The 14,805-nt window shown below is 30.4% G+C and carries 16 protein-coding genes; 15 read left to right on the forward strand and 1 reads right to left on the reverse strand.

What is annotated here, in order from left to right; all coding sequences use genetic code 11:
• Nucleotides 1-94: 94 nt before the first annotated feature.
• From BN1865_RS10800 to BN1865_RS10855, 11 genes are all read left to right on the forward strand, one after another.
• Nucleotides 95-751, forward strand: a complete 657-nt coding sequence (locus tag BN1865_RS10800; protein ID WP_050637252.1) for a response regulator transcription factor — start codon at nt 95-97, stop codon at nt 749-751.
• Between the two features lie 5 nt (nt 752-756).
• Nucleotides 757-2,223 carry a sensor histidine kinase gene (locus BN1865_RS10805; RefSeq protein WP_050637253.1) on the forward strand — a complete coding sequence of 489 codons (1,467 nt, stop codon included), beginning with the start codon at nt 757-759 and terminating at the stop codon, nt 2,221-2,223.
• Nucleotides 2,210-3,025 carry a hypothetical protein gene (locus BN1865_RS10810; protein ID WP_157844118.1) on the forward strand — a complete coding sequence of 272 codons (816 nt, stop codon included), beginning with the start codon at nt 2,210-2,212 and terminating at the stop codon, nt 3,023-3,025. Before BN1865_RS10805 ends, BN1865_RS10810 begins: the two co-directional genes overlap by 14 nt.
• 79 nt (nt 3,026-3,104) lie before the next feature.
• Nucleotides 3,105-3,875: a C39 family peptidase gene (locus BN1865_RS10815; protein WP_050637255.1), complete on the forward strand. Its 771-nt coding sequence runs from the start codon at nt 3,105-3,107 to the stop codon at nt 3,873-3,875.
• A 270-nt stretch (nt 3,876-4,145) separates the two neighbouring features.
• The gene (locus BN1865_RS18755; RefSeq protein WP_232780374.1) at nt 4,146-5,021 is read left to right on the forward strand and encodes a GNAT family N-acetyltransferase; all 876 of its coding nucleotides are present in this window, start codon (nt 4,146-4,148) and stop codon (nt 5,019-5,021) included.
• Between the two features lie 86 nt (nt 5,022-5,107).
• Nucleotides 5,108-5,428: an ArsR/SmtB family transcription factor gene (locus BN1865_RS18630; protein ID WP_232780375.1), complete on the forward strand. Its 321-nt coding sequence runs from the start codon at nt 5,108-5,110 to the stop codon at nt 5,426-5,428.
• 48 nt (nt 5,429-5,476) lie between these two features.
• Nucleotides 5,477-6,223: an EFR1 family ferrodoxin gene (locus tag BN1865_RS10835; RefSeq protein ID WP_050637580.1), complete on the forward strand. Its 747-nt coding sequence runs from the start codon at nt 5,477-5,479 to the stop codon at nt 6,221-6,223.
• Between the two features lie 11 nt (nt 6,224-6,234).
• Nucleotides 6,235-6,888 carry an HAD family hydrolase gene (locus BN1865_RS10840; RefSeq protein WP_050637256.1) on the forward strand — a complete coding sequence of 218 codons (654 nt, stop codon included), beginning with the start codon at nt 6,235-6,237 and terminating at the stop codon, nt 6,886-6,888.
• A gap of 92 nt (nt 6,889-6,980) precedes the next feature.
• The gene (locus BN1865_RS10845; protein WP_050637257.1) at nt 6,981-7,820 is read left to right on the forward strand and encodes a Cof-type HAD-IIB family hydrolase; all 840 of its coding nucleotides are present in this window, start codon (nt 6,981-6,983) and stop codon (nt 7,818-7,820) included.
• A 126-nt stretch (nt 7,821-7,946) separates the two neighbouring features.
• Nucleotides 7,947-8,945 carry a Gfo/Idh/MocA family protein gene (locus tag BN1865_RS10850; protein WP_050637258.1) on the forward strand — a complete coding sequence of 333 codons (999 nt, stop codon included), beginning with the start codon at nt 7,947-7,949 and terminating at the stop codon, nt 8,943-8,945.
• A gap of 71 nt (nt 8,946-9,016) precedes the next feature.
• On the forward strand, nt 9,017-10,051 hold the full coding sequence (locus BN1865_RS10855; protein ID WP_050637259.1) for a MerR family transcriptional regulator: 1,035 nt from the start codon (nt 9,017-9,019) through the stop codon (nt 10,049-10,051).
• Here BN1865_RS10855 and BN1865_RS10860 read toward each other — a convergent pair.
• Entirely contained in the window at nt 10,026-10,736 is a 711-nt protein-coding gene (locus tag BN1865_RS10860) for a hypothetical protein (RefSeq protein ID WP_050637260.1), read from the reverse strand. The two genes, BN1865_RS10855 and BN1865_RS10860, sit on opposite strands and share 26 nt — an antisense overlap.
• Nucleotides 10,737-10,952: 216 nt before the next feature.
• Here BN1865_RS10860 and BN1865_RS10865 point away from each other — a divergent pair, with 216 nt between their 5' ends.
• The 4 genes from BN1865_RS10865 to gltX all read left to right on the forward strand — a co-directional run bounded on the left by BN1865_RS10865 (nt 10,953) and on the right by gltX (nt 14,647).
• Nucleotides 10,953-11,576: a GTP pyrophosphokinase gene (locus BN1865_RS10865; protein WP_050637261.1), complete on the forward strand. Its 624-nt coding sequence runs from the start codon at nt 10,953-10,955 to the stop codon at nt 11,574-11,576.
• An 84-nt stretch (nt 11,577-11,660) separates the two neighbouring features.
• Nucleotides 11,661-12,656, forward strand: coding sequence for a C45 family autoproteolytic acyltransferase/hydolase (locus tag BN1865_RS10870; RefSeq protein WP_050637262.1), 996 nt, complete (start codon nt 11,661-11,663; stop codon nt 12,654-12,656).
• Between the two features lie 71 nt (nt 12,657-12,727).
• A complete protein-coding gene (gene ispF / locus BN1865_RS10875) occupies nt 12,728-13,207 on the forward strand; it encodes a 2-C-methyl-D-erythritol 2,4-cyclodiphosphate synthase (RefSeq protein WP_050637263.1) in 480 nt (159 codons plus the stop codon).
• A gap of 3 nt (nt 13,208-13,210) precedes the next feature.
• Nucleotides 13,211-14,647, forward strand: a complete 1,437-nt coding sequence (gene gltX, locus BN1865_RS10880) for a glutamate--tRNA ligase (RefSeq protein ID WP_050637264.1) — start codon at nt 13,211-13,213, stop codon at nt 14,645-14,647.
• Nucleotides 14,648-14,805 lie beyond the last annotated feature (158 nt).

Raw genomic sequence — 14,805 nt, forward strand, 5'->3', positions numbered from 1 at the left:
TTATTGCTTTCTAAAACGGTTATGATATGATTTTGTGTAGTAAAAGAAAATGCGTTTCGAAATCTTTAAATGAAAGGGTAGGAAAAATAGAGATATGATTAAAATATTGATTGTTGAGGATGATGAGAATATTGCTAAACTTATTGTAACAACTCTTTCATTGAGTGGGTATGAGTCAAAAGTATGCCATAATGGTAAAGCTGCTATTGATTTGATTTATCAGGAAATGTTTGATTTGATCTTGCTAGATATAATGCTACCAGAAACAGATGGGTTTGAGGTTATGAAAAGAATTCAAAAGAGAAATATACCAGTTATTTTTTTGACTGCTTTACAGAATGTGGCTGACAAAGTAAAGGGATTGCGATTAGGAGCAGAAGACTACATTGTTAAACCGTTTGAATCTATTGAATTATTAGCAAGAATAGAAGTTGTTTTAAGACGGGCTCATAAATTAACGAGATGTTATCAGTATTTAGATATAAATGTGGATGTAGAACAGCATATCATCACAAAAAAAGAAGAAATGATTGCCTTGACTCCTAAAGAATTTAACGTATTTGTATTTTTTTTACAACATCCTGATATCGTTTTGACACGCGAAAGGTTATTGGCAGAGATATGGGGATATGAGTTTGAAGGTGAAACAAGAACAGTTGATATACATATTCAACAAATTAGAAAAAAATTGGGACTTGAGAAGTGTTTAGTCACAATACCTAAATTGGGTTATCGTTTAGAGAGTAGGTGAAACAGATGAAACTTTGGCAAAAAGTATTTTTGGTTTCATTAGTATTCATTGTTTTGGCAGTTGATATGACTGCTGTCATGGTTGTACAGATTAATTTTTCCACAATTATCAATCGTGAAAAACAACAGGCGATTACAAAACAGGAGTATATTGAAAAAATTCTTTCAAGTTCTATTGTTAACAAACGTTTAAATGGAGATGCATATCATGTACAGGAAAAACCACTATTCTTAAATCAAGAACAAGTGGAATCTACTCTTCGTAACATTGAATTAAAACCATATAATATTGATAATAGTGATATCATGATTTTAAATGATCAAGATGAGGTGATTAGAGGAGAGTCTCTAAATATTTTAAAACAAGCGTCAAAGTTTGTTGAAACAGTAAAAAATCAGCAGAACTATAGTTCACTTATTGAAGAGTACAATCATAAGTCTTATTTAATAACTGGCTCATCTTTAAATTTAGAATCTAAAAATTATCATTTGTATACAATCATAGATATTTCACTTCTCTATGAACAATATTATAATCAACACTTGTTAATACAAGGAGTTGCTTTTATATTTGCAAGTGTCTTATCAATTATATTGCTTATGATTACATTAAAACTTCTTAATCCTTTAAAAACTTTGAATCAATCAATATTGAAAATTGCTCATGGTCAATATTATCTCCGTTTACCAGAAGAGGGAACGGTTGAGTTTAAAGAATTAGCATCGAATATTAATATCATGGCGGAATCAATTGAAAGAGATGCAAATAAAATTCAGGAATTAGCAGATAATCGGAAAGAATTTATTCATTATTTGGCTCATGAAATGAAAACACCATTAACATCAGTTTTAGGCTTTGCTGATATTTTAAGAGTAAAAAAAGATGTTAATGAAAAAGAGCGTCGTGAATATTCAAATATTATTTTTAAAGAGGCTAAACGTTTACAGAGTTTATCTACTAAACTTTTGGAATTAGTGACGACTGATCAAACTGTATTAGAATTAGAAAATATATCCATAAAAGAATTATTTGAAGATGTTCAAAAAAGTATTTCTCCTATTCTTGATAAAAATCATATAGCACTTCTTGTCAATTATGAAGATGTTTCTCTTTGTGTAGACAAGACATTGTTCAAATCATTATTATATAACCTTGTTGATAACGCTATGAAGGCATCGAAAGAAGGACAAGAGATTCTTTTAGAAGCACATCAAAAAAAGGATGTCATTGAAATCAAGGTTTGTGATCAGGGGATAGGTATGAGCCAAGACCAAATTGAAAAAGTAGTAGAACCATTTTATATGGTTGATAAGTCTCGCTCTAGACAATCAGGGGGTGCAGGATTGGGACTTGCTTTATGTGTTGAAATTGTTAAAGTACATGGTGCAGAATTGTTGATTGAAAGTGAACTTGGTAAAGGGACATGTGTTATTATTCGAATGAAAGGAGAGAGTGTTATTGAAAACGTATAAATTTATAATCATACTTATATGTATAGTAATCGCAACATCGTTTCTTCAAAGAATAATAATGGAGTATTTGTTGCCTGATTATAAAGGAAGTATAACATCTCATGAAGCTATAACATCACAGTCATTAGCCTTAGATAAAAATATTATGGAATCATTGTGGAGTGATTATTCTGAATCCTTACCTTCATTTACATCTACTCAAGAGTATTTAGCATCTCATTATAAAGAAGGAGACAAAGATATTGTTGAAATATTAGCTGAGATAAATGAAAAAGCTAAGCCTAAAAATTTAGATGATATGTATCAGTCTATAAAGTATAATAGTCAAAATGGTAAATCAATCTTTTTAAAAGACTATGAATACCAAACTATTGATGAAAAGACTTTTATATTGAATTATATTCATTCGCATAATAATGCGAGTGAAACCATTTATTGTTATGTTCAACCAAAAACTGGATATAAGCCTAATAAGGAAGAACGAGATAAATCTATTGATTATCTTAATAGAGTTAATGAATATGGATATCAAAATTTATATCATATAGATATGAATAATCATTTAAGTAATCCATTTTTAAAAATTAATCAAGTTATAGATGATATGGTGAATTGGTCATTGTTACCTTCATCAATGAGTTATAGTAAAGATTTAATATCAGCTCATTTTTATACAATGGCAGATGAAAATGAAATCTTTATGATTTATCAGCCATCAGATGAGAACCAAGATACAAGTCTTATATTAATCTTTAATATAGAACTTCAAGATATATCAGGATTTATTTTTAGTAAAAAGTAATCTTTTACATTTCTCTTACAATTCGGTGAAGATTTCATGTTGATTTCTTCATTATACTGCCCTAAAGGGTGGTGGAATTATGAGGATAAGAAATGTATTATTTGTTATAATCATTTTTGGAATTATACTTATAGTGTTGAATGAACAAAACAAGTCAGTTGAAACAAGTACATGGGTTTATAAGACTATAGAGTCTTCTCAAGATCAAGAATCTCAGGTTGTAAAAGACAGTTGTTTACTTGATGTGCCCTTCATTAATCAACGAGAAAAGTATCCTACAGGATGTGAAAGTGTCTCAACTGTTATGGCACTTCAATACTTTGGATTCAATGTTACTCCTGAGGAATTTATTGATCAGTATTTAGAAAAAGGAATTGCACCTTATATGAAGGAAGGGCAATTATGGGGAAGTAATCCTTGGAAACAGTTTCCAGGTAATCCATATGATTTGACGGGTTATGGTTGCTATGCACCAGTTATTTACAAAGCTTTAAATGTATTGTTGCAAGATAAAGAATATAGGGTTAAAGAACTTTATGATGTTCCCATACAAGAGTTATGTGAGAAATATATTCAATATGATATTCCTGTCATTTTATGGGCATCAGTCAATATGAAACCATTAAAAAATACAAAAACATGGTTAGATGAAGAAACAAAAGAACCTATAATATGGAAATCACCAGAACATTGTTTATTATTAACTGGCTACGATCAGAATTTTTATTATTTTAATGATCCAATGCAAAAGAAAAATACGGCTTATCCAAAAGATATTGTTGAGAAAGCTTATAAAGATTTATACAGTCAATCGGTTGTTATTATTCCAACTCATAGAGAGATACGCTAAATGTATCTCTTTTATAATATAAAAAATGTTGTGATTAGAAAAAAATTTTCATGCTCTTTTCGTAGTTTCCAATGATTGTAAATAGAGATAACTGATGTATATTTTAGATGTTCTTCATAAAATAATAAAAGAGCGAGACTTGAAATGAATATTTCTTCAGTTTTCGTAACATCTTTTCTTTGTTATATTTATCATGTATACTTATTTATAGTCAATGTGAAATCAATAGAGTTATGTATGAATAATTATGTTATGTAAAGGAGTATAGAAATGGAATGCTATATAAAATCAATGTATTTATGTGTAAATGATATGGCTAGAGCAATTACTTTTTATGAAAACTTGCTTGAACAGAAAGTATTAATTAAGGATGAAATTTATAGTGTTTTTGATATTCATGGTTTCCGATTAGGATTATTTGCATATCAGAAAATGGGAGAAGAACATATTTTTGGCAGCAATTGTTTGCCTAGTTTAGAAGTTGAAAGTTTAGAAATTCTGCAATCGAAGATCGCACAATTGGAACTGTGTTTTCCATTGACACAGATTGGAGATAATTGGGTTGTAGAATTTATTGATAGTGAAGGGAATCATATTGAAATGACAACACCTATAGAGAAAATAGAGGAGAAAAAAATGTTAATAAGACAAGAAACGAAGAATGATTATGCAGAGGTTTATACCCTTATTAAACAAGCCTTTGCTTCAGCAGAGCATAGTGATGGAACTGAACATGATTTAACCAATGCACTGAGAACAAGTGATGCTTTTATACCCGAACTTTCTTTGGTAGCTGAAAGAGATGATAAGATAGTAGGTCATATCTTATTTACAAAAGGAAAAGTTGGTCATGAGACAGTATTAATCTTAGCCCCATTGTCAGTGCACCCAGAATATCAAAAACAAGGTATAGGAACTGCATTGATTAAGGAAGGACATAAAATTGCAAAAGAACGAGGTTATTCATATTCTCTCGTGCTGGGAAGTGAAACATATTATCCACGTATGGGGTATATTCCAGCTATTCAATTTGGTATTCACGTTCCTGAAGGTATGCCATCAGATAATTTTATGGCTATAAAGTTACAAGAAAATGCACCTATTTTAGATGGTTCTGTTATTTATGCAAAAGAATTTGGAATTTGATTGGTATTGATTTGCTTAACCAATGTTGATACTTTTCCATTTTATGTATATAATGGTCAATGAATATTGACGAAAGGGAAAGATGTATGGGAGAGACAAGAAAAAGTTTAGCAAAAGAATTTAATGAATGTCGTCCTATTCTTTCTGTATTGGGTGATACGACAAGACAAAGTATTATCTTATGTTTATTAGAAAATATGAAGATGGGTGGTATGAGAGTTGGTGATCTTGTAGAAGAGATTCATATTTCTAGAACCGCATTATCACATCACTTGAAGATATTAAAGAACTGTGGTGTTGTTGGAATGAGAGAAGAGGGAACAAAGAACTTTTATTACCTTAATTATCGAAGTGGGCGTGTGACAGCACTTATACGTTTATTTAGAAAAATTGAAGCAGTTCAGTAAGAAAATTGTGAAGTTTGTGAAGATCGATATTGTGAGGGAGGGGAATCAATGCATTATAATATATATTTTAGTCCAACAGGAAATACACAAAAGCTGACCACTTATGTGAGTCAACAATTAGGACAATATGAAGATATTGATCTTTCTGTTAATCATCAAGATTTGACAATTAAGATGAAACAAAAAGATATTTGTATCATTGGTGTTCCCTCTTTTGGTGGGCGTGTTCCACAAATTGCTATAGAAAGATTGAATATGATTAAAGGGGATCATACACCAGTAATTATGATTGCCAGTTATGGAAATCGAGCATATGAAGATACTTTGATAGAGTTAAAAACAAATTTAAATCAGAATGGTTTTATTTGTATAGCTGCTATGGCAATTGTATGTGAGCATTCAATCATGCATCAATTTGGAAAAGGGCGACCAGATGCCACAGATTATCATGAAATTGATTTGTTTATTCATACAATTAAAGAGCGACTGAAATCTCCTTATCGTGAGATTACTGTATCTGGCAATATCCCATATCGTGAATATCATGTAAGTGCGATGGTGCCATTTGCGACAAAAAAATGTACAGAATGTGGATTATGTGGTAAACTTTGTCCTGTAGGGGCTATTTCACTTGAACATCCTCGTGAAACAAATTCTGATATTTGTATATCATGTATGCGTTGTGTGAGTATGTGTCCAAGACAGGCTAGAGAATGTGATGCTTCTATCATTGAAGCATTAGTTGAAAAATTAAAGAAAGCATGTGCTGTAGCAAAACCAAATGATTTCTTTTAGGAGGTAGAAAAATGTTAAAAGCAATATTTATAGATCATATGGGAACATTGGTTTATGAACAAAGTGAATATTTAGAATCATTGATTCAAAAATGTGTTGATCATTCCATTGAAAAGGATCCTCAAAAAATTGCTGAGATGTGGTATCAAAAACATGATGAATTATTAAAACAATATAATGGAGAAAATTATAAAAAAGAGTATGATATTGCATTAGAAGCATTTGATGCAATTAAAGAAGAAATTCAATTAGAAGGTGACAGTCACGAATACTGTGATTTGCTTACACAGCATTGGATGCATACACCAGCCTATGATGACACATATGATTTTTTTGCACAATGTCCATTACCAATTTATATCATTACTAATAATGATACTTACTATGTTGAAGAAAGTATGAAAAATTTAGAATTAAAACCTAAGGGTATTATTTCTAGTGAAACGACTCATTATTATAAACCGGCTAAAGAAATGTTTGAAAAAGCATTAGAAATAACAAAATTAAATGCAAATGAAGCAGTTTATATAGGTGATAGTTTAAATAAAGATATGGAAGCAGCAAAATCAGTAGGAATGCGAGCTTTTCTCATCAGTAAAGAAAAAACAGATGATCCACAAGTGACAGTATTAGAATCATTATTAGATGTTTTTGAATATTTATAAGTTCCGTTAAGGAACTTATTTTCATAATCTGTTTGTTTTATTGAAAAATAATTTGAAATCTATATGATATATGAATAGAGGAGGATGGGAAAATGAGTATAAAAGTTATTATTATGGATGTTGATGGGACATTGACAAACACACAAAAAGTGATTACTCCAAAAACGAAAGAAGCTTTATTAAAGGCAGAAGAACAAGGAGCTATATTGGTTTTAGCATCAGGGAGACCAACATCAGGATTGTTAGATATTGCTAAAGAGTTAAAAATGGATCAACATCATGGGTTGTTAGTGTCATATAATGGTTCTAAGGTTATTGATTGTGAAACAATGGAAACATTATTTAATCAGGCATTAAGTGTTGAAGAAGGAAAAGCTGTACTTGAACATATGAAAAAATTTGAAAAGGTTCGTCCAATGATTGATAAAGGGGAATATATGTTTGTTAATAATGTATATGATAATATGATTCAATTCAATGGTGCACCGTTTGATGTTATTCAATATGAATCACGTGGTGGAAAGTTTAAGTTATGTGAAGTTGATGATTTGGCAGAGTTTGTTGATTTTGAATTGAATAAAATCTTAACAACAAGTGATCCAGAATATTTACAAGCTCATTATCAAGAAATGATGGAACCATTTAAAGAAACTTTAAGCTGTATGTTTACAGGACCATTTTATTTTGAATTTACTGCACAGGGAATTGATAAAGCCAAAGCATTAGATACTGTTTTGATTCCTAAAGGATACAAAAAAGAAGAAATGATTGCTTTTGGTGATGGGCATAATGATGCATCAATGGTACGTTATGCTGGTACTGGTGTGGCTATGGCTAATGCTGTACAAGATTTAAAAGATATTGCTGATGAAGTGACTTTGTCAAATGATGAGGATGGTATTGCTGTAACTTTAGCAAAATATATGAATTGATAATCTGGTATATTATGCCAGATTTTTTTAATTTATAATAAAAAGTACAGATTTCAAATAATAAATCATAAGAATAATTTTCTATATTTTCTTTGTTATGATAAAATAAGAATGAGGTGAATAAAGATGAAATTAGGAATTGTTGGCAGTGGAATGATTGTCAGAGATTTATTATCATTTATTGAAGAAGTGGAAGGCATTGAACTAATTCATATTTCTGGAACAAAACGTAGTGAAGAGATATTGAAAGAGATGTGTTCTTCGCATCATATGCAAAGATATTCTGTTCATTATGAAGAGTTATTAAATGATCAGGAAGTTGATACGATTTATATTGCTTTACCAAATCATTTACATTATTCTTATGCAAAATTGGCATTAGAAGCAAAGAAGAATGTTATTGTTGAAAAACCAATGACATCGCATGTTGAAGAAGCACAAGTATTAAAAAAATTAGCTTTAAAAAATCATTTGTTTTTATGGGAAGCCATTACTAATCAATATCTTCCTAATTATGCAAAAATAAAATCTTTGCTTCCTGATTTAGGAAATATAAAGATTGTTGAATGTAATTATTCACAGTATTCAAGTCGTTATAATGCTTTTTTACAAGGAGATATTTTACCAGCCTTTGATTATACAAAGTCTGGAGGAGCTTTAATGGATCTCAATATTTATAATATTCATTTTGTTGTTGGATTGTTTGGTAAACCTAAAGATGTTCAATATTATCCTAATATTGAACGAGGTATTGATACATCAGGAATTCTTATTTTAGATTATGAAACAATGAAATGTGTTTGTATTGGGGCTAAAGATTGTAAAGCACCATTATCAAATACAATTCAAGGTGATAAGGGATGTATTCAAATTCCTACACCAGTGAGTTATATTGGTTTTTTTCAACTTCTTATGAATGATGGAACAACTTGTAGAGTCGATGTTAATAAAGATGTTCATCGTATGTATGAAGAATTTAAAGCTTTTGAAAGAATGTATCAGCAACAGGATTATTTATCTTGTTATGAAATGTTAGAACATAGTTTAATTGTTATGGAAGTTCAAACGATTGCAAGAAGAAAAGCGGGAGTCATTTTTCCAGCAGATGAAGAACATTTCATGTAAAAAATCTTTCTAACCTCTTGACTATAGAGAGACTCTATAGTGTTTAATGATGATAGAAGGGAAGGAAGATTATGAAAACAAATGATGTTGAAAAAGAATTGGGGCTTTCAAAGCATACAATTCGTTATTATGAAAAAGAGGGTTTCGTTCATCCACATAGAGATGAAAATGGTTATCGTCATTATAGTGAAGAGGATTTACAGATTCTAAGAATCGTCAAGTTTTTAAGAAATCTTAATATTTCTATTGATGATGTGAAAGGAATTATGAATGGAGAATTAGATTTTCAAGAATGTTTAAGAATCAATCAGATTCATTTAGAGAAACATATAGAAGATCTAAAAGAAGTGAAAAAGACAGTTGATTATTATCAAGAGCGAGATATACCGCTTATTCCAGCACTGACACAAATCAAAGTCAAGCCATCAAAAAAGACATTAGGTTTCCAAAAAACAACAAATGCAGTTTCTTTAGGTCGAAAATTAACACGTTCGTGGGCTTTAAGAAAATTACTTTATGGTCTCATTCCATCTTTGTTTGGTGGAATCATAGGTACATTTATTTTTGATTTTGCTGGAATTGAACTATCTCAATCTTTCACAGTGCTTGTTTATATTGTCAGTATTGTATTGATAGAAAGTCTTTATATTGCATCAAATTTTCAAGTTTCGTCACTATATTTAGGGGATACAATTGACCATACAATGAATCAGTCGATTGAATTTTTAAGTGACGGGTTGCGTTATTATCGCTTTGATGGCTTTATTAGTAATCTTCGATATTTTTGGGCTGTCATATTTGGCAAAGATGATCAATTAATGCATTTTTATCGCTATGATGAAATTGCTGAAGTTATGATTGAACCTAAAAAACGCTATATGAAAATAGGCTCTCCGATTGCCTATGAAATCTATGTTCCAGATTTTTCATTTACATTTACAGAACAGCAAAATTTCTATTTTTACTGGCCATTAACGCTTGATGATGATATGCGTTTTATTGCAACGATTTTAGAAGACAAAGTTAAAAACATAAAGGATGAAGATCATCTTCTTTATGCTTTGAAAAATGGTATTCAACTTAATGATTATTTAAGCGAGAAATAAGTTTTAATGAACGCTCTACTTCCATAAGAATAGTAGGGTGTTTTTGATGTGCTTTGATTTCTAAAAGAAAATCTTTACTTTGAGGGAAGGCACTTAAACAAGTTGTGAGTTTCCAGATTATCAATTCATTATCTAAATATTGATAATAGAATTCTTTGATGAGGTTGAAATGCTTATCATTTGCCTGCTGACAATGATAGAAACATAAAAAACCAAAAGCATCAATGGCTTCTTGGAGTTGTTTTAAAGATAATTGAGGTAAAAGAGATACAAAATCCGAAAAATGCAGCATGTTCATGTGGGCTAAACTCCTTGCAATGATATCTCGTGGTAAAGGATAACTTGTTTTCAAAGAACTTTTTGATGGCATCTCATGATATTGATTGTGTCCTATTTCTCCTAAATACTGACACATTTGCTTAACATCTCCATATAGCGATAATTGTTCTTGAATTTCTATTTTGGTATAAAGGGCAGTTTCTTTTTGAAGCTGGGTTAGTAAAATATCTGTATAGTCCTCATCGTTATGATATTTTTCTGATAATAAACGAATACAGGCACTTCTGATAGAAGGTGAAGAATGCATCTGTTGAATCAATTCATGTTTAGAAAGACATTGTAATTGTTTCAATTCATCAATATCTATTTGTCCACGAGCTTTACGTTTGTCAGGGCTACTTTTCATATGAATGATTTCATCCTTTCTAAAGATTTGTTATTTAACAATATCATAACTGATTGATTGTTGAAAAGCAATGATGAGTGACTATCTTAATATTAAATATAAAAGATAATTTTATATTTCCAGGGAAATAAGCAGAAAATACTCCTTTCCATATTTTCACATGAATATATGATAAACATATCAAAGTATGTATTTATAATATAGCAAGGTGATGGTATGGAATTTGAAGAAATGTTAAAAGATTTGAAAATGAATTGGGAATTTATGCAGCCATATCGTAGTGCTATTCAGATTGTGAAAACGAAACTGGAAAGTATTGATGATGAATTGAAGTGTGAGAATGGGGATAGTCCAATTCATAATATTCAATCAAGAATAAAAACACCGGATAGTATTTTAGAAAAAATGGCAAGAAAAGGTTATTCTATAGATAAAAAAGGATTCTATCAATTAAATGATATTGCTGGATTGAGAGTTGTTTGTCATTATATTAATGATATTCAATATGTGTCTCAATTATTAATTATGCATGAAGATATACAACTCGTTAAAAAAGAAAATTATATTGATTATCCTAAAGAAAGTGGCTATCGTTCTCTTCATCTTGTTGTCCGTGTTCAGATTTATTTAAAAAATGGGAAAGTCAGTATTCCAGTAGAGATTCAATTACGTACAATTGCAATGGATTGTTGGGCAAGTTTAGAACATGAACTTTATTACAAAAATCATCATTGTGAAAATGAAGAGGTCAGCAGTCAACTTAAGGAATGTGCGATTGAGATTGCGAAAATAGATGAAAAAATGCAAAAAATATATCAACAACTCCATAATAAAATATAGTTGTTGACATAAAAATTTGAATGACTTATGGTAAAGATAGGTTAGCGCTAACTCTCGAAAAAAGAATAAAGGAGAGTTGTAAAAATGTATCATTCAAGATGGAAAGAAACTCATTATCAGGCTGGGTTTCAATATGGAAACAGGTTATTAAAAAATGGTGTTGTCTTGTTACAACAAATGAAAGTTTCAAAAGAAAGAGAAGAGTATGCAATTCAATGTATACCTATTTATAAGAAGCATTATCCAGAAATTCTTCAAGAGATAAAAGGGATGGCTGATGGTATGCATGTTTCTTTTATGACGATTGCAAGTTTTTTGTTAAGTATGTATGCATATACATATGATACACATTGTTCATGTATTGCTATTTCTTCACCACAATGTTTGCTGTTAGGCAGAAATAGTGATTTTCTTGTGGATATCGAAAAACTTTGTGATAGTCCTTACTATCAATTAGATGGCACATATGCATTTATAGGTCATACAACAGCATGGAGTGAAATGGAAGATGGTGTGAATGAGTGGGGATTGGCAGTAGGATTGACTTTGTTGTATCCGACGCATATCCTACCTGGAATCAATGCAGGAATGCTTGTGAGATATCTACTGGAAAAATGTCAAACAACAAAAGAAGCAATACAAGCATTAAAAAGATTACCAATTGGTTCTGCTCAAACTATTACATTAGCAGATAAAACAGGTGAAATAGCAGTTGTTGAATGTAATTGTGATTGTCTCATTGTAAGATGGCCTCAAAAAGGTATTATTTTTACGACGAATCACTATATATCTCAAGAATTACAATCATATCAGTATCAATGTGAGGACGATATTCATTCACATGAAAGATATCAGACGCTTGAATCTTTTGTGAAAATAAAAAATAATGAAAAAATCGAAAATGTGCAGGCGTTATTGTCTGGAAAGTATGGCTTTATGTGTCAGTATGATAGAAAAAAAGGAATGGATACAATATGGTCATGTGTTTATGATTTAAAGGATTTTGAAATTATGAGAGTAGAAGGAAATCCGAGTCGGAAGAAGTATCAAATTGATAAACGACTGCATTTTCAAAAATAGTGATGAGAAGATGACTTTGCTTTTGTATATTCATGAAATTTATGCTAGAATAGGTCAGGAAGGTGATAAACATGATGAGAATTGGGCAATCTATAGATATTCACCAGTTAGTAGAAGGACGTAAGTTGATTCTTGGTGGTGTGGAGATACCTTATACATTGGGATTAAAAGGTCATAGTGATGCGGATGTCTTGTTACATGCAATTATTGAAAGTATTATTGGAGCAATGGGATTAGGTGATATTGGAAAACATTTTCCGGATACTGATCCTCAATATAAAGGGATTTCTTCAATGATCCTTTTGGAACATACTTATCAATTGATGAAACAAGAAGGATATACAATTGGAAATATTGATAGCATTATCATGTGTGAAGAGCCTAAAATGGCACCTCATATTATGAAGATGCGAGAAAATGTTGCTCGTGTTTTACATTGTGATATCACACAAGTGAATATTAAAGCAACACGTGGAGAGAAACTCGGCTTTGTGGGAAGAAAAGAAGGTATTGTTTCTCAAAGTGTTGTACTATTAAATAAGGAAGGATAAATTATGGATAGAGTAAGAGTCAGATATGCACCAAGTCCAACTGGACATTTACATATTGGTGGTGCAAGAACAGCATTGTTTAATTATTTATTTGCTAAACACCATGGTGGAGATTTCATTTTCAGATTGGAAGATACTGATATTGAAAGAAATATTGAAGGTGGAGAAGCAAGTCAGTTAGAAAATTTAGAATGGTTAGGAATTATCCCTGATGAATCTCCTTTAAAACCAAATCCTCAATATGCTCCATATAGACAAATGGAAAGATTAGATATTTATAAAAAATATACCGATATCTTATTAGAAAAAGGTTATGCTTATAAATGTTTTTGTACATCAGAAGAATTAGATGCGGAACATGAAAGACAAGTAGCTGCTGGAAAAGCACCTAAATATAATCGTAAATGTTGTGATTTAACACCAGAACAAGTCAAAGCAAATGAAGAAGCTGGAATGCCTTATACAATTAGAGTGAAAGTTCCTGAAGGAAAAACTTATGAATTTGAAGATATGATTAGAGGACATGTGTCTTTTGAATCTGAAGATATTGGAGACTGGGTTTTAGTTAAAGCGAATGGGATACCAACTTATAATTATGCAGTTGTGATTGATGATCATTCTATGGATATTACACATGTCTTTAGAGGTGAGGAACATTTAAGCAATACACCAAAACAATTGATGATTTATGATATGTTAGGGTGGATTGCACCAACTTATGGACATATGACATTAATTGTTAATGAAGAAAGAAAGAAACTTTCTAAACGTGATGAATCAATTATGCAGTTTATTTCTCAATATAAAGAAGATGGTTATTTACCAGATGCTATGTTTAACTTTATGGCATTGTTAGGATGGTCTCCAGAAGGCGAACAAGAAATTTTTAATCATGATGAATTGATTAAAGAATTTAGTGAAAAACGTTTATCTAAATCACCATCTATGTTTGATAAAGATAAATTAAAATGGGTGAATAACCGATATATTAAAGAGAGATCTTTAGATGAAGTTGTTGATTTATGTTTACCATTTTTAAAAGAAGCATATGATTTATCACAACATGATGATCAATGGGTAAGAGATTTAATTGCAGTTTATCATGATCAGTTATCATATGGTAAAGAAATTGTTGAACTTGTTTCTCTTTTCTTTGAAGATGAATTACATTTGGATGATGAAGCCAAAGAATTTATGAAAGATGAATCTATTCCTCAGACATTAAAAGTATTTAAAGAAAAAATAATGGAGTTAGAAGATTTCACAAAAGAGAATATTCAAGCTTGTATCAAAGCAACTCAAAAAGAAGCAAAAGTCAAAGGGAAAATGCTTTATATGCCAATTCGTATTGCGACTACAGGTATTATGCATGGTCCAGACTTGGCAAGTTCAATTATGTTACTTGGTAAAGAAAAAGTAATCGCAAGATTAGAAGGATAGAAATATCCTTTTTACTTAGAATATGAAGTTTTGTTTTGAATTCATTTGGGGTTAATAATTCATTGATAAAATATTAACGAAAGATTTTTATGAAGCAGATAAATAACATACTTTTATTATAAAAGTATGTTATTTTTTAAAATCTATGACAAAAAAAT

The sequence above is a fragment of the Candidatus Stoquefichus sp. SB1 genome, from assembly GCF_001244545.1.
GTDB lineage: Bacteria > Bacillota_I > Bacilli_A > Erysipelotrichales > Coprobacillaceae > Stoquefichus.